This is a genomic window from Rhodoferax sp. SPJ21 (genome assembly GCF_058216335.1).
Map to the genome: position 1 here is coordinate 475,990 of NZ_JBYZMO010000003.1, position 17,694 is coordinate 493,683.

Sequence of the window (17,694 nt, forward strand, 5' to 3'; positions counted from 1 at the left end):
TTAAAATTCAGGATAAGCCCCCATGGTCTTTGTCTTGCTAACCGGTGTAGGCCACGCGTCCCCTACACTTCGAACATGCCTTTGCGCCCCCCTTCCTCTTCTTTTTTGCCCTCGCCTATCGCGCCCCATAAATGGTGGCGGCGCTGGTGGAGCCGGCAATCGCCCCACCGCCAAGACCGCTTTGCCATGATGGCGCCGCTGATTGCGGTGCTGCTGTTCTTCGCCGCTATCGGTTCGTCCTTCATGTATTTGCGGCTGGAGGAAATTGACCGCGAACAGGAGGCCGTGAAACGCGATGTGGAATACACCCAACAGCAAATCCGTCTGCGCCTGCTGGAGCGCCAAGAGCAGCTAATGCGCATAGGCCGCGACATCTCCAATGAAGAGGTGGATGTGGACGAGTTCATCAGCCGCGCCGAGTCGCTGGTGGCCCAGCACCCGGACCTGCAGGCAGTCAGCTGGATCGATGAGCGCCGCCGCGTCAAGGCCAGTTACGCCTCGCCCAGCCTGCCCTCCTCGCAAACCCGCGCGGTGGACACCTTTTTGCGCCCGGGCGGCGACACCGAAAGTACCTTCAGTCTGGCGCGCGACCTGCAGCAGCCGGTGTATGCGCAGCCGGCTGGCGCTGTCGATGCCGTCCCGCTGCTGCAGCTGCATATTCCGTTGGCCGACCGGGGCCGCTTTGCCGGCGTGCTGCTGGCCGAATACTCCAACGACAGCCTGCTGCGCTACGGGGTGCCCGCCGAGGTGCTGGCCAAGTACGCCGTCGCCCTGCTGAACGGCAATAACCAGGTACTGGCCGGCAATGCACTGCCGATTCGCTCGGTCAGCCACCGGCTGCTACCCTGGTCCAGCCAGGCGGAGCCTTATGAAATACCGGTTTCACCTGTAGGCAATGGCCTGATCCTGCGCGCCCAGGCCTACCGCACATCGCAAGGGGTGATCGGCAGCGGCCTGTTCTGGCTGGTCGGCGCCCTGAGCGTACTGACCGCCTGGATGTTGATCGGTAACTGGAAGCACACCCGCCGTCGCCTGCAGGCCCAGCAGGCGTTGCTGTCCGAAACCAACTTCCGCCGCGCCATGGAGAACTCCATGCTGACCGGCATGCGCGCGCTGGACATGCAGGGCCGCATCACTTATGTGAACCTGGCGTTTTGCCGCATGACGGGCTGGAGCGAATCCGCCCTGGTAGGCCATACCGCACCCTTTGCGCACTGGCCCGAGGAAGACCGCGAATATCTGGCTGCCAGGCTGGAAGACGAACTCAACGGCCGCACGCCACCTGGTGGCTTCCAGGTGCGGGTGAAACGCAAAGACGGCACGGTTTTCGACGGCCGCATGTACGTGGCACCGCTGATCGACGCGGTGGGCAAGCAAACCGGCTGGATGACCTCCATGACCGACATCACCGAGCCCAACCGCATTCGCGAGCAGCTATCGGCCTCTTACGAACGCTTCACCAAGGTGCTAGAGGCACTGGACGCCTCGGTGTCGGTGGCACCCATCAACAGCAACGAGCTGCTGTTTGCCAACAAGCTGTACCGGCTATGGTTTGGCGTGCAGACCTTGGGGCATGAAAAGCTGGCCGCCCAGGCCGGCGTGCCCGCCGCCCCGACACAAGATGAAAACGAAGACGACGTAGATGCGTTTGTCGGCCTGCCCACCGACAGCCTGACCGACACCCAGTCCGAGAGTGCAGAAATCTTCGTGGCCGACCTGGGTAAATGGCTGGAAGTGCGCTCGCGCTACCTGAGCTGGGTGGACGGTCGCCTGGTGCAGATGGTGATTGCCACCGACATCACGCCGCGCCGCCGTGCTGAAGAGCAGTCTGCCGCCCAGGCCGAACGCGCGCAATCCTCCAGCCGCCTGATCACCATGGGCGAGATGGCCTCCAGCGTGGCGCATGAGCTGAACCAGCCGCTGGCCGCCATCAGCAACTACTGCAACGGCATGGTCTCGCGCATCAAGGGCAACGGCATTGCGCAAGACGACCTACTAGCCGCACTGGACAAGACCGCGCGCCAGGCACAGCGCGCGGGCCAAATCATCCACCGCATCCAGTCCTTTGTGAAACGCAGCGAACCCAACCGCACACAGTCAGATGTAGCGCATATGGTGTCCGAGGCGGTAGAGCTGGCCGGCATTGAGCTGCGCCGGCGCAATGTGCGCCTCAGCCATTACGTGGCGGCGCGCCTGCCCCGGCTGCTGGTGGACCCGATCCTGATTGAACAGGTGCTGGTGAATCTGCTGCGCAACGCGGCCGAGGCCATCGACCTTGCGCAACGCCCGACCGCCCAGCGCAACATCGAGCTACGCGTGGTACCGAAGATGGAAAACGACAAGGCCGGCATAGAGTTCTCGGTCACCGACACCGGCAAAGGCCTGGCTCCCGAGGTCAAGGAACGCCTGTTCGAAGCCTTCTTCTCCACCAAGGCCGAAGGCATGGGCATCGGCCTGAACCTGTGCCGCAGCATCATCGAGTCCCACCTGGGCCGGATGCAAGCCGAGAACCTCTACAATGGAAACGAAGGCACAGGGTGCCGTTTTTCATTCTGGATCCCGCTGGCGCAACTACCTGTTACCCAGAGTGGCCCCACAAATCCCGCCCCAACCCCCGGAGTGACTGCATGAGTTTGATTCCTAAAAAAGGTACTGTGTACGTAGTGGACGACGATGAAGCCGTCCGTGATTCGTTGCAATGGCTGCTGGAAGGTAAGGATTACCGGGTCCGCTGCTTCGATTCCGCAGAGTCCTTTTTGAGCCGATTTGATGCCCGCGAAGTTGCCTGCCTGATCGTCGATATCCGCATGGGCGGCATGACCGGCCTGGAGCTGCAAGACCGCCTGATCGAACGCAAGTCGCCTCTGCCCATCGTCTTCATCACCGGCCACGGCGATGTGCCTATGGCGGTCGATACCATGAAGAAGGGCGCCATGGACTTCATCCAGAAGCCCTTCAAGGAAGACGAATTGGTCGGCCTGGTCGAGCGCATGCTGGAGCACGCCAAAGAAACCTTCACCGACCACCAGCAAGCCGCCAGCCGTGGTGCCTTGCTGTCCAAACTGACCAGCCGCGAATCTCAGGTGTTGGAGCGCATCGTCGCTGGCCGCCTGAATAAGCAGATCGCCGACGACCTGGGTATCAGCATCAAGACGGTCGAGGCGCACCGCGCCAACATCATGGAAAAGCTCAACGCCAACACCGTAGCCGACCTGCTGAAAATCGCTTTGGGACAAATCGCCCCCAAGACCTGACGCTACATATTACATAGCACCTCACGCCCGTCTGACCTGCGCCAGCGGGCGTTTTTACTTGATTTTTTGAATAATGACCGCTGAACTGATTGACGGCAACGCCCTGTCCCAAAAACTGCGCCTGGATGTCGCTACACGCACCCAAGCCCTGAAAACCCGTGGCACCACACCCGGCCTGGCCGTGGTGCTGGTGGGCGACAACCCGGCCAGCCAGGTCTATGTGCGGAACAAGGTCAAGGCCTGCGCCGATGCCGGCCTGCACTCGGTGCTGGAAAAGTACGAAGCCGACATGACCGAAGCCGATCTGCTGGCCCGCGTGGACGCCCTGAACAACGACCCCAGCATCCACGGCATCCTGGTGCAACTACCCTTGCCCGCGCACATTGACGCGCAAAAGGTCATCGAAGCCATCTCGCCCGCCAAGGATGTGGACGGCTTCCACATCGCCAGTGCAGGTGCACTGATGACCGGCGCGCCCGGCTTCTGGCCCTGCACGCCCTATGGCTGCATGAAGATGCTGGAAAGCATTGGCTACGACCTGCGCGGCAAACACGCCGTGGTCATCGGCCGCAGCAATATCGTCGGCAAACCGATGGCACTGATGCTGCTGCAAAAGAACGCCACGGTCACCATCTGCCACAGTGCGACGGCCGACCTGAAAGCCATGACCCTGCAGGCCGACGTGATCGTCGCCGCCGTGGGCAAGCGCAATGTGCTGACGGCCGATATGGTCAAGCCCGGCGCCGTGGTGCTCGACGTGGGCATGAACCGCGACGACAACGGCAAGCTGTGCGGCGACGTGGACTTTGACGGTGTGCGCCAGGTCGCAAGCCATATCACTCCCGTGCCCGGAGGCGTTGGCCCCATGACCATCACCATGTTGCTGGTCAATACATTGGAAGCTGCGGAACGTTCTGCCGCCTCTTGAATCTATCGCGCTCAACGCCACATCTACACCATGACCAATCCACTGCTCGACTTCTCTGACCTGCCCCTGTTTGACCAGATCCAGCCCGAACACGTGGCGCCCGCACTGGACCAGCTGCTGGCCCATGCAAATGCGGCACTGGACACGGTGACCCAGCCTGACTTCCCGGCCGAGTGGACCGAGATCGCCAAGGCGCTGGATGTGAGCACCGAGCAGCTGGGCCGCGCCTGGGGCGCCGTCAGCCACCTCAATAGCGTGGCCGATACCCCGGCCCTGCGCGCCGCCTACAACGAAGCCCTGCCCCGCGTCACCGAGTTCTGGACCCGCCTGGGCGCCGACGAGCGCCTGTATGCCAAATACAAGGCCGTGGACACGGCAAGCCTGAACGCGGAACAGCAGCAAGCCCACCGCAACGCCATGCGCAACTTCGTGCTCAGCGGTGCCGAGCTGGAAGGTGAAGCCAAGGAGCGCTTTGCCCGCATCCAGGAACGCCAGGCCGAAATCAGCCAAAAGTTCAGCGAAAACGCGCTGGACGCGACCGACGCCTACGCCTACTACGCAGCCGCCGACGAGCTGGACGGCGTGCCCGCCGATGTACAGCACACCGCCCGCAGCGCCGCCCAGGCCGAGGGCAAGGACGGCTACAAGCTCACACTGAAGATGCCGTGCTACCTGCCGGTGATGCAGTTCGCCACCAGCAGCGCTTTGCGCGAGCGCTTGTACCGCGCTTACGTGACCCGCGCCTCGGACCAGGCCGAAGGCGAAGCCGTGCAGTTCGACAACACCGCCCTGATCCGCGAAACCCTGGCCCTGCGCCAGGAAGAAGCCCGCCTGCTGGGCTACCAGAACTTCGGCGAAGTCTCGGTAGTGCCCAAGATGGCCGAATCGCCCGCCGAGGTGATCCATTTCCTGCGCGACCTGGCCGTGCGTGCCCGCCCGTTTGCCGAAAAAGACGTGGCCGATCTGCGCAGCTTTGCCGCGGAGCACCTGGGCCTGGCCGATCCCCAGCCGTGGGACTGGTCCTATGTGGGCGAAAAGCTCAAGGAAGCGCGCTACGCCTTCAGCGAACAAGAGGTGAAGCAGTACTTCACCGCACCCAAGGTTCTGGCCGGCCTGTTCAAGATCATCGAGACCCTGTTCGAAGTCTCCATCCGCCGCGACAGCGCCCCCGTGTGGCACCCCTCGGTAGAGTTCTACCGCATAGAGCGCAGCCTGGGCGGTACATCGGCAGATGCACCACGCCAACTGGTAGGCCAGTTCTACCTGGACCCGTCGGCTCGCACCGGCAAACGCGGCGGCGCCTGGATGGACGACGTGCGCGCCCGCTGGCTGCGCCCCGATACGAACACATTGCAAACCCCGGTGGCACACCTGGTGTGCAACTTTGCTGACGGCGTGGACGGTCAGCCGCCGCTGCTGACGCACGACGACGTGACCACCCTGTTCCACGAATTCGGCCACGGACTGCACCACATGCTGACCCAGGTGAACGAGCGTGATGTGTCTGGCATCAGTGGCGTGGAATGGGACGCGGTGGAGTTACCCAGCCAGTTCATGGAAAACTTCTGCTGGGAATGGGATGTGCTCAAGCACATGACAGCCCATGTCGTGACTGGAGAACCTCTGCCCCGCGTGCTGTTCGACAAGATGACCGCCGCCAAGAACTTCCAGAGCGGCCTGCAAACCCTGCGCCAGATCGAGTTCTCGCTGTTCGACATGCTGCTGCATACCGAGCACGACCCGGCCCAGGACTTCATGCCCCTGCTGCGCAAGGTGCGTGACGAGGTCGCCGTGCTGCAGGCACCGGCCTTCAGCCGTACCGCGCACACCTTCAGCCACATCTTTGCAGGCGGATACGCGGCGGGCTACTACAGCTACAAATGGGCCGAGGTGCTCAGCGCCGACGCGTACGCAGCGTTCGAAGAAACGGCCGGCGCTGACGGCGCAGCCAATATCGAAACCGGCCGCCGCTACCGCCAGTCCATACTGGAAGCCGGCGGCAGCCGCCCGGCCATGGAGTCGTTCAAGGCTTTCCGTGGTCGCGCGCCGACATTGGATGCATTGCTGCGCCACCAAGGCATGGCTGAGGTTTGATGGCTCACCCCCAGGCTACGCTACGCTTCGCCAACCCCCCTCGTATCGGTTTAAAAAGCCGATACGACATGCAGGGGGCGATACCACTGGCCCGGCAAAGCCGGATCCACTGTATCTCTGGGAAACGGCGTTATGACCATAGCTTGGGCTTGTGAAATGATGCCACCATTAATAAAGGAAACCGCGATGCGTCCTACCACGTTCACCACCGCATTGGCCTGCGCCGCATTGGCGCTGGCCGCTGGCAGCGTCTGCGCCCAGACGGTTTATCGCATCGTAGGCCCCGATGGCAAGGTCACGTTCTCTGACCAGCCACCAGCGCCCAGCAGCCCGGCCAAGGTCACCACCACCAACAAAAACGGCAGCAGCGCGGTGAATGCCGCGTCACTGCCGTTCGAGTTGCAAGAAGTGGTGAAGCGCTACCCGGTCACGCTGTACACCGGCACCGGCTGCAGCCCCTGCGAAAGTGCGCGCAATCTGCTGGTGCAGCGCGGCGTGCCGTTTACCGAGCGCAGCGTGAACACCGATGCCGACGCCGAAGCACTGCGCCGCATCAGCGGTGAAACCAGCCTGCCGTTTGGCACCATTGGCGGCCAGCAGCTCAAAGGCTTCTCGGATGTGGAATGGACGCAGTACCTGGACGCTGCGGCCTACCCAAAATCATCGGTACTGCCAGCCAGCTACAAACGTGCGCCGGCCCAGCCCCTGGTGGCCAGCAAGGCACCTCCAGCAGCAGCGCCAGTAGCACCTGCTCCGGCCCCTGCGGAGCCTTCTGCCGAGCCGGTAGATACCAGCCGCAACCCGCGCGGCATCCAGTTTTAGGGCTTAAAACTCCAGGGTTTTCACGCCCTGCGCGGTGCCCAGCAGACAGACATGGGCTTTTTGCAAGGCAAACACGCCCACGGTGACCACGCCAGGCCACTGGCTGACCTGGTTCTCAAACGCCACCGGGTCGCTGATCTGCAGGCCTGTCACGTCCAGGATGTACTGGCCGTTATCGGTCACCAGCGGCTGGCCGTCCTTCAGGCGCAGCTTGGCTTGGCCACCCATGGCGGCAAACTGGCGCACCAGGCGGTTCGACGACATGGGGATGACTTCCACCGGCAGCGGGAACTGGCCCAGGGTCTGGACCAGCTTGCTCTCATCGGCAATACAAACGAACTGGCGCGACTGGGCGGCCACGATCTTCTCGCGCGTTAGCGCCGCACCGCCACCCTTGACCATATGGCCCAGGCCGTCGATCTCGTCCGCGCCGTCGATGTACACCGCCAGCTCGCCCACGTCGTTGGCGTCAAACACGGGGATGCCCAGCGCTTTCAATTTGGCGGTGCTGGCCTCGGAACTGGACACCGCGCCTTTGACCTGGTCCTTGATCGTGGCCAGCGCGTCGATGAACTTGTTGACGGTGGAGCCGGTGCCCACACCCACAATTTCGCCTGGCACCACGTAGCGCAACGCAGCCTGGCCGACCAGGGTTTTCAGTTCATCTTGTGTCATCTGGGAAAATCCGAGGTTAAGTAGAAAAACCCCAATTATCCAATGCCCCTTATCCCCTACGCCCTGGCCCGCCCGTTTCTGTTTGGCATGGACCCCGAAGCCGCACACGACGCCACCCTCAATGCCATCGCCCGCACCCAGGGTACGCCGCTGGAGTGCCTGTACCGCCAGCCTCGGGTAAGCGACCCCGTCACCCTGGCCGGGCTGCAGTTCCCCAACCGCGTGGGCTTGGCAGCTGGCCTGGACAAGAACGCCCGCTGCATCGACGGCCTGGGCGCCATGGGCTTCGGCTTTGTGGAGGTGGGCACGGTCACGCCGCTGGCCCAGCCGGGCAACCCGCAGCCGCGCATGTTCCGCCTGCCCCAGGCGAACGCACTGATCAACCGACTGGGCTTCAACAACGGCGGGCTGGAAGCCTTTGTAGCCAATGTGCAGCGCGCGCGCTTCCGCAGCAAGGCTGGCGGCACACCCATGCTGCTGGGCCTGAACATCGGCAAGAACGCCGCGACTCCGATCGAACGCGCTACTGACGACTACCTGCTGGCACTGGACGGTGTCTACCCGCACGCCGACTACGTCACGGTGAACATCTCCAGCCCCAACACCAAAAACCTGCGCGCACTGCAAAGCGACGAGGCGCTGGACGCCCTACTGGGCGCCATAGCCGAGCGGCGCGGCCAGTTGGCCCAGCAACACGGCAAGCGCGTGCCCATCTTCGTGAAAATTGCGCCCGATCTGGATGAAGCCCAGGTCGCCGTCATTGCAGCAACGCTGCAGCGCCACGCCATGGATGGCGTCGTCGCCACCAACACCACCCTCAGCCGCGAGGCAGTGCAAGGCATGCAGCACGGCGAAGAGGCTGGCGGCCTAAGCGGCGCACCGGTGCTGCAGGCCAGCAACCGCGTGATCCGCCAGCTGCGCACTGCGCTGGGCAAAGCGTTTCCCATCGTGGGCGTGGGCGGCGTCATGGGTGCGGCCGACGCCGTGAGCAAGATACAAGCAGGCGCCGACGTGGTGCAGATCTACACCGGCCTGATCTACCAAGGCCCCTCCCTGGTCCACAAGGCAGCGCTGGCTATCAAGAAATACGGCTAACCCTCCGATTTTGTATTTCAAGTAAAAAGAGCTTCCAGCGCAGATAGAACCTGCGCTGGAAGCTCTCATTTAGATAGCAATTAGCGGCTGCCGGCGGCCTTGGCCAGTTTGAAGAACACGTCGGTGTTGTCCATCACGCCGGTGAAGGCCGAGGCACCCCGGCCATAGGCGGACAAAGGCACGTCCGTGGCGGTATGTACCGCCTGGTCGCCGGGGACCTGGCCCGTCACCAGGAAGCCAGTCTTCTGGTTGCGCACATTGGGGTTTTCGGGATAGCCGCTTTGCGGTGCCTGGCCGACGAAGGGCTGCTGCGAATCCTGCGTGGGTGTGGCGTTGGCCAGCCAGGTTTCATAGCGGTCGGCGTTGGCGCCGTAGCCGATCAGCATCTTGTAGTCCACATCCGTGCTGGTGGGGTAGCCATCGGCAGACGTGGTGTATTTGGGGAACTTGGCAGCTTGGTAGGTACCCACCACGGCATCGCGCTGGGCAGCCACGCCCGGGCTGTTGGTCGCATCGCGCAGTGCCGCGATCGGCTTGGTAGAGGCCCCAATAATCGATGCGCCTGAGCACTCGTGGTCTGCCGTGACGATGACGATGGTGTCCGGGTGCTTGGCGGCAAAGTCCTTGGCCACCTGGATCGCGCGGTCGAACTCAATCACCTCCAGCAACCAGCGGTCGGTGTCCATCAGATGGGACTGCTTGTCAATGGAAGCGCCCTCGATCATGGCGACAAAGCCCTTCTTGCTCTTGGACAGCACCTGCAGCGCGGCTGAGGTCATCTCGTCCAGCATGGGTTGGTCAGGAAAACCATAGTCATCCACGATCGTAGACACGCCACGGCGCTTGTTGATTTTGTCAAAAGCGACGTTCATGTTCGAATACGAGAACAGGCCCAGCAGCTTGTCCGGACCACCGTTGCCGCTCATCAGGGCATCCAGTCCAGCGCGGTCGGGCGCATAGGCATAGCCGGCCTTCTGGAAGTCACCAATCAAATCGCGCGTGGCATCCTTGGCGCCAGGCGCAGCCTTCCAGCCGGCCACCACGTCGGCTGGCAGCACGTAGTCGCTGCGGTTGTCACGCTGCGATCCGTTCAGGGCTTGGCCGACGCGCGAGCCATCGGCCTTCAGTGCATCGCCATTCGGCAGGAACCACTTGCGCCCCCCACCCATCAGCACCGACAAACCTGTCAGGCTGCGGTCGTCCAGGAATTGGTCCACGATGCCCGTGCCATTGCCTCGGTTGCTGGTGTGCACCGCCATCGATGCGGGCGTGGCGTCAAACACGTCGGCCGTGGTCACCACGCCCAATGCCTTGCCCTGGGTGCGATGCAAGTATTCCGACAGGTATTCGATACGCGGGTTGTCAAAGGCATCGGCCGTATCGTCAGGCCATACGCCCTCTTGGTTGTTGGCGGACTTGTTGCCGGTCACATAGTTGGACATGCCCGGCGACGAGTCGGTCACGATGGCGTCCAGCGACGAAGTCATCACCATGCCGGTGTAGGGAAAGGTATCCATCGCAAGCCTGCCCTGGGCCTTGCCCTGTGCGTAGCCGCGGCCGATGATGCGAGCGGCGGTACGGTGGGTAGCGCCCATGCCGTCGCCCAGCATGATGATGATGTTCTTGGCCGGGCGGCCCTCGCGCTCCAGAGCGACGATTTCAAAATTGCCCTGGGCCGACACAGTCTGACCGTCACTTTGTGTGGCCTGCACGGTCAAGCGGTGCACACCTGCTTTGAGCAAGGAAAAAGCACGTTGTGACACAACCGCCGCATTCACGTCCTTAGGCAGACTCAAACCGCTGCTCACCACACTGGTGGTACCTGGCGCAGGCTTGGTAGCAATGCCGTCGACCAAGAACTGAAAGTCCTTGAGCGTAGTGCCTGCATCCAGCCGAACCGTGGCTTGCAAGTCAAACCGTTGACCTGGCAGGAAGCGCGCGATATAGGGTGGGTTGGGGTTGTTGGAGGCGAACAACTCGCTGGGTGGCGTCAAGCGCGACACCGTGGGTGCAGCCAGGGCGGAAACTGCCCCCGTACCTAGCAGGGCAGCCGCCAACATGCGGCGGGAAAGACCAGATTTACGCAACATCAGAATGCTCCAGAAAATGAAAGGGGTTCAATGTGTTCAATGGGTGGACGGGCTTGCGGGAGCGGCCGCCACCGGCAGCGCATCCACGCGCACGGGCTCGCCGTCCAGGAGCAAGCGCACAAAGGAGATGCGGCCATCAACTTCAGCCTGCGCGCCCAACTCCAGCCGGCCGCGCACTGCCAGCAGTCCAGCCATATGCTGCACATAGCCCTGGTGTTCGGCAGCATTCAGGTGCACATACAACACACTTGCCGGCAGGTCGTCGGCAAAGCTCTCGTCCTCATCACCCAGGGTCACAGGCACGGGCGCGAGGATGAACAGACCGGGCACGGCAGTCTCCCCGTCTTGCCGGGCCATGTAGCCCAGCATGCGCACGCTACTGCCATCCAGCGCCAGCAACTTGGCGCTAGGCTCCAGGCCGCGCGGGCCTATGGGCAACTTGAAAAACTCGGCAAACCGCAGATCTGCGCCTACCGCGCTGGCGACCACTGGCGCAGCCGTGTCAGCCCAGGCCTGCTGCGCGGGCAGCATACAAGCCCATAGCAGGGCCAAAGCCCCCGTACCTTTGAAATACATACCCACTCCCACGTAGCGAACGTCTAAACGCGTTCGACCAAGGCGATAGGGTATGACGCCAATATGTCAGTCAAGTTACAAAAAGACGTGCCCGCACAACACTGCACCCGCGATTCTTTTGACCTAGATCAGACGGCCTGGGAATACTCCCTCCAAGCCATACACACCTGCGCCAAGCTATTGCCTAATGTCAAGTACGAGCAACAGCCAAGAATGCAGCAGCATGCGACTCAACCTACCCGTCAGCGCCGAGGAGTACGACTTCCCGAGCGGCAATATGCTTGTGTCCACCACCGACACCAAGGGCCAGATCACCCACTGCAACGATGCATTCGCACTGGTCAGCGGCTACAGCTACGATGAGTTGGTGGGGCAGCCCCATAACTTGATCCGCCACCCGGATATGCCCCCCGAAGCGTACAAGGACATGTGGCAGACCATAGGCCATGGCCGGCCCTGGACTGGCATGGTGAAAAACCGCCGCAAGGACGGCAGCTTTTACTGGGTTGAAGCCAACGTCACCCCCATCTTGCACAACGGCAAGCCGCGCGGCTATATGTCGGTGCGCACAAAGCCCAGCCGGCAAAAAATCCAGGATGCCGAACAGCTGTATGCACGCATCCGTGCCGAACGCGAATCCGGCAAGCACAGCTTCGAGTTGCATGCCGGCTCGGTGCGCCAGCTAGGCTGGCGCAGCCTGCCAGGCCGGCTGGAACGCATCTCCTTCACCCAGCGCTATGTGCTGGTACTGGCGGCCATGGTGGGCGTAGGCCTGCTGCCAGTGCTGCTGGGCATGGAAGGCATGGGCGCCAGGCTGCTGCAGGTGGCACTGCAGCTGGCCGGTGCGTCGGTCATGGTGCTGTGGTTCAAGAACCAAGTGTCCGACGTGATCAGCGAAGCCGAGAAGTTTGCCGCCGACATTTCGGGCTGCAACCTCAGCACCCGCATCGGCGCCGACCGTGGCGGCCCGCTGGGCAGCCTGAGCCGCAGCCTGCGGCAGATCCAGATCAACCTGCGTGCAGTGATTGGCGACGTCAAAACCGAGATCAATGGCTTTAGCCAGACAGCGGCCGAGATCGCTGCGGGTAGCCTGGACCTGTCGGCCCGCACAGAATCGCAGGCCAGCAGCCTGGAGGAAACCGCCGCCAGCATGGAGCAGCTGTCCAGCACCGTGCAACAAACTGCGGACACAGCACGGCAGGTTGCCCAACAGGGAGAAAAGAGCAGCAACGTAGCCACCCGTGGCGGCCAGGCCGTGCACCAGGTGGGCGTCGCAATGGAGAACATCAACGCCTCGTCGAAAAAGGTGCAAGAGATCATTGGCGTGATCGAAAGCATTGCATTTCAAACCAATATCCTGGCGCTGAATGCCGCCGTGGAAGCGGCACGCGCCGGCGAGCAAGGCCGAGGCTTCGCCGTCGTAGCCAGCGAGGTACGGGCCCTGGCACAGCGCAGCGCCACGGCAGCCCGCGAAATCCGCGTACTGATAGCGCAATCGGCCGAGCAAATTGCAGCCGGTAGCAACCAGATGAGCGACGCCGGACGCACTATCGACGAAGTAGTAGCCTCGGTGAAGGAAGTCGGCGCACTCATACGCCAGATCACCAATGCCACGCAAGAGCAGTCGCTAGGCATCTCGCAGGTCAATGAGGCCGTGACCCAGCTGGACACCGTGACGCAGCAAAACGCCGCACTGGTCGAGCAATCGGCTGCCTCGGCCGAAGGCCTGAGCGACAGCAGCCTGAACCTGGCGCGCGCAGTGCAAATCTTTCACCTGCCCTCAGACATGCGCTGATGTATGCGGACCTTCATGCTGGCTGGGGCGGCACGCCCCAGACCGGCAGCCTGTCTGCGTCGGTACTCGACTCGCTGTACAGCCAGATCGCCATCATCGACGGGACAGGCCAAATCCATTACGTGAACCGGGCCTGGCGCGACTTCGGCCACCATGGCTTGCCGCCCGACCATCCCTGGCCTGGCAGCAACTACCTGGACATGTGCCACCTCCACGTCGGCCACAACGAGGCGCCTTCCGGCCCGGTGCGCCCCCAAATCCAGGCCGTGCTGGATGGAGAGGCTGAAGCCTTCGACTACGAATATCCCTGCCACACCGCCCAAGAAAAGCGCTGGTTCATGGTCCGTATATCGGCGATGTCCGACCACCCTGGCCACTTCGTGGTGTCGCACCAGAACACCACCCGGCGCAAGCAGCAGTTGCTGGCAGGCCAGGAGGCCTTGCGGGCGTCGGCCCAGCACAGCCAGGCGATTCTGGACAATATGGTGGACGGCGTCATCACCATCAACGCGCAAGGTCTGATGGAATCCTTCAACAAGGCCGCCGGCAAAATGTTTGGCTACAGCGTGGACGAAGTCCTGGGCCGCAATGTATCCATGTTGATGCCCGCGCCGCACCGCCTGCACCACGACAGCTATCTGCAGCATTTCCAGCACACCGGCGAAGCCCGCATCATCGGTACACCACGGGAAGTCGAAGGCCTGCGCAAAAACGGCCAGATATTCCCGATGAGCCTGTCGGTGTCGCAGGTGGACCGTGCGGGCCAGCCCACCTTTATCGGCATAGTCCGCGACACCACCCAACGCCACCGGCAAGATGAAGAAATCCGCCGCCTGGCCTTCTACGACCCGCTAACGGGTCTGCCCAACCGGCGCATGCTGATGGACCGCCTGAAGCAAGCCATCGCCAGTGCCAACCGCAGCCACCACCACGGGGCGGTCATGTTTCTGGACCTGGACCATTTCAAGCAGCTCAATGACACCCGTGGCCACGACGTGGGCGACCTGCTGCTGCAGCAAGTCGCACTGCGGCTGAACGACTGCATGCGCGAAGTGGACTGCGTGGCCCGCCTGGGCGGCGACGAATTCGTGGTGTTGCTGGAAGACTTGAGCAGCCATGCCCATGAGGCCGCCACCCAGACCGAAGCCGTTGCCAACAAAATACTGTACGCACTGAGCCAGCCCTATACCCTGCGCGAACAGATCCACGAAAGCACACCCAGCATAGGCATCGTGGTGTTTGCGCAAGACCCCACCAGCCAGGAGGAGTTACTGAAAAAAGCCGACGTAGCCATGTACCAGGCCAAATCGGCCGGCCGCAACACGGCCTGCTTTTTCGACCCCTCCATGCAGGCCGCTGTGCTGGCCCGTGCCGAGCTGGAAAAAGACCTACGCCAAGGCCTGGCGCAAAACGAATTCATGCTGCACTACCAGGTACAAGTGAATGAGCGAGGTATGCCAGTCGGCGCCGAGGCCCTGGTGCGCTGGTTCAGCCCACAGCGCGGCACAGTGCCCCCCGGGCAATTCATTGCGCTGGCCGAAGAAAGCGGGCTCATTTTGCCCCTGGGCCAATGGGTGCTGGAAACCGCCTGCGCGCAGCTGCGGGCCTGGGCTGCTCAGCCTGCCACTGCGCACTGGACCATGGCAGTCAACGTCAGCGCCAGCCAGTTCGCCCAGGCCGACTTCGTGGCGACTGTCGTGGCTGCATTGCAGCACACCGGCGCCAACCCACACCTGCTGAAACTGGAACTGACCGAAAGCATGCTGGTCAACGATATGCAGGACGTGATCCTCAAGATGAACCAGTTGAAAGCCCGGGGCGTGTGCTTCTCGCTGGACGACTTCGGCACCGGCTACTCGTCGTTAACACACCTAAAGCGCCTGCCGCTGGACCAGCTGAAAATCGACCAGAGCTTTGTGCGCGACATCCTGACCGACACCAGCGACGCGATGATCGCCCGCACCATCGTCGCCCTAGGCCACAACCTGGGCCTGGCGGTAATCGCTGAGGGTGTGGAAACCGCTGCCCAGCGCGACTTCTTGGCCGGCCTGGGCTGCGACGCCTTCCAGGGCTACCACTTTGGCAGGCCCGAGCCAGCGGGCGTGCTGCAGAAATTTATATAAAAAGAGGCTCTGGCGCATATGAATAAATCGTAAGCCGCTATTAAATTAGAAGCAAAACATCGTTGCAAGCAGCGACTCCTCGGCTGCTTCATAAAGCGATACACAAGGCATATATTCCCTCCACATGGTGCGTGCAGAATGCGCCGGCCCCGGGTTGCAAACACCCCGTGGGCGGTTTACCGCCACAGAGCAGGCCCACGCCGCGCTGCTGGCCCCATCCTGCCCCTCAGCCATATGCGATTCCGATGCCCTCCTTCTCCCGCGTTTCCCTTCTAGGGCTGGTCTTGCTGCTGCAGGGCCTGGCGCTCCCTGCTCTGGCAGCAGCGCCCGGATCGAAAGCCATCACGCTGAATTTCTCCAACGCCGAGATCGAGGCCGTGGCCCGCACACTGGCCGTGATCACCGGCCGAAACCTGGTGGTGGACCCGCGCGTCAAAGGCACACTCTCGCTGAGTACCGATACACCCACCACACCGACCAAGGCCTGGGACCAATTTCTGGCAGCCCTGCGCATGCAGGGCTACACCATGGTGGAGACAGCGGGGCTCTACAAAATCGTGCCCGAGACCGAAGGCAAGCTGCAGTCCGAGTCGGTACGGCTGGACGCTGGCGCGCAGCGCGGTGACCAGATCGTCACCGAGATATTCAAGCTGAACTACGAAAACGCCAACAACCTGGTGCCGGTACTGCGCCCGCTGATCAGCGCCAACAACGTGATCAACGTGAACAGCGGCAACAACTCCCTGGTCATCACCGACTACGCCAACAACCTGGTACGGCTGCGCACCATCATTGCCGCAATGGATACACCCAGCGCCACCGATGTGGAAGTCATGCCGCTGCAGCACGCTCTGGCCGCCGACCTGGCCGCAACCGTGCAGCGCCTGACCGACAACTCTGGCGGCAAGACCGGCAACACCGGCGCCAGCAGCGGCGCCACAACAACGCCCAGCCCTGGTGCAGCCGCCGCGCCTGCAGCGGCCAGCACGGCAACGGCTTCTAGCGGTGGCGCATCGGTGCTTGCCGACACGCAGAGCAACAGCCTGCTGGTGCGTGCGCCCAACCTGGCGCAACTGGCCTTCATCCGCTCCCTGGTGGCAAGGCTGGACCGGCCCCGTGCAAATAGCAATGTGCGGGTGATCTACCTGAAGAACGCCGACGCCACCCGCCTGGCCAAGGTGCTGCGTGCCGCCTTCCCGTCGTCCGACTCGGCGAGTGGCGGTAGCAGCGGTTCTAGCAGCAGCACCCCCAGCGTGACACAAGCCGCCAGCAGCAGTTCGAGTGCAAGCAGCAGCAGCGAAAGCTCCCAGGCCAGCACACCCATCACCGCCACGGCCCAGCCTTCGACTGGCGGCGGCATCCAGGCCGACCCGGCCAGCAATTCCCTGATCATTACCGCGCCCGAGCCGCGCTTTCGCGAGATGTACCCCATCATCGAACAGCTGGACTCGCGCCGCGCACAGCTGTATGTGGAGTCGCTGGTGGTGGAGGTAGATGCCACCAAGACCGTGGACCTGGGCGTGCAATGGGCCTCGCTGTTCGACGTCAGCAGCAGCACCACTTTGACCCTGGGCACGGTGGCCAAGGCACTCGAGGAGATGACCGGCACCAACATCCTGTCCACCGCCAACATCGTGACGCTGGACAACGAAGAGGCCAAGATCGTGGTGGGGCAAAACGTACCCTTCATCACCGGCTCGTACACCACCACCTCCAGCTCTAGCTCCAGCCCGTTCCAGACCATAGAGCGCAAGGACGTGGGCATCACCCTGCGCATACGCCCGCAAATCGGCCAGAACGGCAGCATCCGCATGACCATCTACCAGGAGTCGTCATCGGTCGCATCCACCAGTTCCACCACCGGGCCGACCACCAACAAACGCTCCATCGAGTCCACCGTCATGGTCAACAACGGCAAGACCATTGTGCTGGGAGGCCTGATCGAAGACAGCCACACCGACGACGCGGCGCAGGTACCGGGTATTGCGGATGTGCCCCTTCTCGGCGCGCTGTTCCGCAGCATGAGCCGCACCCGCAAAAAGACCAATCTGCTGGTGTTTCTGCGCCCGGTGGTGATGGCCGATGAGAACGCCAGCAACGCGCTATCGATGGACCGCTACGACTACATCCGCGCCAAGCAGAAGGAGATGCCGATGGACATCCACCAACTGCCACCCGACACCAGCCTGCCCACGTTGCCGCCTCTGTCCGCCGCAGCCGTTCCCGCCACCTGAGAAGCTGC

12 protein-coding genes are annotated in these 17,694 nt (G+C 62.7%); 9 read left to right on the forward strand and 3 right to left on the reverse strand.

Features of this window, described 5'->3' with window-relative positions; all coding sequences use genetic code 11:
- Positions 1–75: 75 nt before the first annotated feature.
- The 5 genes from AC4BBN_RS17465 to AC4BBN_RS17485 all read left to right on the forward strand — a co-directional run bounded on the left by AC4BBN_RS17465 (position 76) and on the right by AC4BBN_RS17485 (position 7,098).
- Positions 76–2,631: a PAS domain S-box protein gene (locus tag AC4BBN_RS17465; protein WP_490593268.1), complete on the forward strand. Its 2,556-nt coding sequence runs from the start codon at positions 76–78 to the stop codon at positions 2,629–2,631.
- Positions 2,628–3,254: a response regulator transcription factor gene (locus AC4BBN_RS17470; RefSeq protein ID WP_490593269.1), complete on the forward strand. Its 627-nt coding sequence runs from the start codon at positions 2,628–2,630 to the stop codon at positions 3,252–3,254. Before AC4BBN_RS17465 ends, AC4BBN_RS17470 begins: the two co-directional genes overlap by 4 nt.
- A 73-nt stretch (positions 3,255–3,327) precedes the next feature.
- Entirely contained in the window at positions 3,328–4,182 is an 855-nt protein-coding gene (folD, locus tag AC4BBN_RS17475) for a bifunctional methylenetetrahydrofolate dehydrogenase/methenyltetrahydrofolate cyclohydrolase FolD (RefSeq protein ID WP_490593270.1), read from the forward strand.
- A 30-nt stretch (positions 4,183–4,212) separates the two neighbouring features.
- Positions 4,213–6,276: a M3 family metallopeptidase gene (locus AC4BBN_RS17480; protein WP_490593271.1), complete on the forward strand. Its 2,064-nt coding sequence runs from the start codon at positions 4,213–4,215 to the stop codon at positions 6,274–6,276.
- A gap of 186 nt (positions 6,277–6,462) precedes the next feature.
- Positions 6,463–7,098, forward strand: a complete 636-nt coding sequence (locus AC4BBN_RS17485; RefSeq protein WP_490593272.1) for a DUF4124 domain-containing protein — start codon at positions 6,463–6,465, stop codon at positions 7,096–7,098.
- Positions 7,099–7,101: 3 nt separating this feature from the next.
- On the opposite strand, the gene rpiA is transcribed toward AC4BBN_RS17485, so the two are convergent.
- The gene (gene rpiA / locus AC4BBN_RS17490; protein WP_490593273.1) at positions 7,102–7,773 is read right to left on the reverse strand and encodes a ribose-5-phosphate isomerase RpiA; all 672 of its coding nucleotides are present in this window, start codon (positions 7,771–7,773) and stop codon (positions 7,102–7,104) included.
- A 42-nt stretch (positions 7,774–7,815) separates the two neighbouring features.
- Here rpiA and AC4BBN_RS17495 point away from each other — a divergent pair, with 42 nt between their 5' ends.
- On the forward strand, positions 7,816–8,868 hold the full coding sequence (locus AC4BBN_RS17495; RefSeq protein ID WP_490593274.1) for a quinone-dependent dihydroorotate dehydrogenase: 1,053 nt from the start codon (positions 7,816–7,818) through the stop codon (positions 8,866–8,868).
- An 80-nt stretch (positions 8,869–8,948) separates the two neighbouring features.
- On the opposite strand, the gene AC4BBN_RS17500 is transcribed toward AC4BBN_RS17495, so the two are convergent.
- Both AC4BBN_RS17500 and AC4BBN_RS17505 read right to left on the reverse strand, forming a co-directional pair.
- Positions 8,949–10,958, reverse strand: a complete 2,010-nt coding sequence (locus AC4BBN_RS17500) for an alkaline phosphatase (RefSeq protein ID WP_490593275.1) — start codon at positions 10,956–10,958, stop codon at positions 8,949–8,951.
- Positions 10,959–10,994: 36 nt separating this feature from the next.
- Positions 10,995–11,534 (reverse strand): hypothetical protein, encoded by a 540-nt coding sequence (locus AC4BBN_RS17505; protein ID WP_490593276.1) that lies wholly within the window; start codon positions 11,532–11,534, stop codon positions 10,995–10,997.
- Between the two features lie 223 nt (positions 11,535–11,757).
- Here AC4BBN_RS17505 and AC4BBN_RS17510 point away from each other — a divergent pair, with 223 nt between their 5' ends.
- From AC4BBN_RS17510 to AC4BBN_RS17520, 3 genes are all read left to right on the forward strand, one after another.
- Positions 11,758–13,329 (forward strand): methyl-accepting chemotaxis protein, encoded by a 1,572-nt coding sequence (locus AC4BBN_RS17510; protein ID WP_490593277.1) that lies wholly within the window; start codon positions 11,758–11,760, stop codon positions 13,327–13,329.
- Positions 13,329–15,452 (forward strand): putative bifunctional diguanylate cyclase/phosphodiesterase, encoded by a 2,124-nt coding sequence (locus tag AC4BBN_RS17515; protein WP_490593278.1) that lies wholly within the window; start codon positions 13,329–13,331, stop codon positions 15,450–15,452. Before AC4BBN_RS17510 ends, AC4BBN_RS17515 begins: the two co-directional genes overlap by 1 nt.
- Before the next feature lie 245 nt (positions 15,453–15,697).
- Positions 15,698–17,686, forward strand: a complete 1,989-nt coding sequence (locus AC4BBN_RS17520) for a secretin GspD/PilQ domain-containing protein (RefSeq protein WP_490593279.1) — start codon at positions 15,698–15,700, stop codon at positions 17,684–17,686.
- Positions 17,687–17,694 lie beyond the last annotated feature (8 nt).

Bases quoted from the DNA above. Each gene is read 5' to 3' on its own strand.
- AC4BBN_RS17465 (WP_490593268.1), top strand. From the start codon at position 76: ATGCCTTTGCGCCCCCCTTCCTCTTCTTTTTTGCCCTCGCCTATCGCG.
- AC4BBN_RS17470 (WP_490593269.1), top strand. From the start codon at position 2,628: ATGAGTTTGATTCCTAAAAAAGGTACTGTGTACGTAGTGGACGACGAT.
- folD (WP_490593270.1), top strand. From the start codon at position 3,328: ATGACCGCTGAACTGATTGACGGCAACGCCCTGTCCCAAAAACTGCGC.
- AC4BBN_RS17480 (WP_490593271.1), top strand. From the start codon at position 4,213: ATGACCAATCCACTGCTCGACTTCTCTGACCTGCCCCTGTTTGACCAG.
- AC4BBN_RS17485 (WP_490593272.1), top strand. From the start codon at position 6,463: ATGCGTCCTACCACGTTCACCACCGCATTGGCCTGCGCCGCATTGGCG.
- rpiA (WP_490593273.1), bottom strand. From the start codon at position 7,773: ATGACACAAGATGAACTGAAAACCCTGGTCGGCCAGGCTGCGTTGCGC.
- AC4BBN_RS17495 (WP_490593274.1), top strand. From the start codon at position 7,816: ATGCCCCTTATCCCCTACGCCCTGGCCCGCCCGTTTCTGTTTGGCATG.
- AC4BBN_RS17500 (WP_490593275.1), bottom strand. From the start codon at position 10,958: ATGTTGCGTAAATCTGGTCTTTCCCGCCGCATGTTGGCGGCTGCCCTG.
- AC4BBN_RS17505 (WP_490593276.1), bottom strand. From the start codon at position 11,534: ATGTATTTCAAAGGTACGGGGGCTTTGGCCCTGCTATGGGCTTGTATG.
- AC4BBN_RS17510 (WP_490593277.1), top strand. From the start codon at position 11,758: ATGCGACTCAACCTACCCGTCAGCGCCGAGGAGTACGACTTCCCGAGC.
- AC4BBN_RS17515 (WP_490593278.1), top strand. From the start codon at position 13,329: ATGTATGCGGACCTTCATGCTGGCTGGGGCGGCACGCCCCAGACCGGC.
- AC4BBN_RS17520 (WP_490593279.1), top strand. From the start codon at position 15,698: ATGCCCTCCTTCTCCCGCGTTTCCCTTCTAGGGCTGGTCTTGCTGCTG.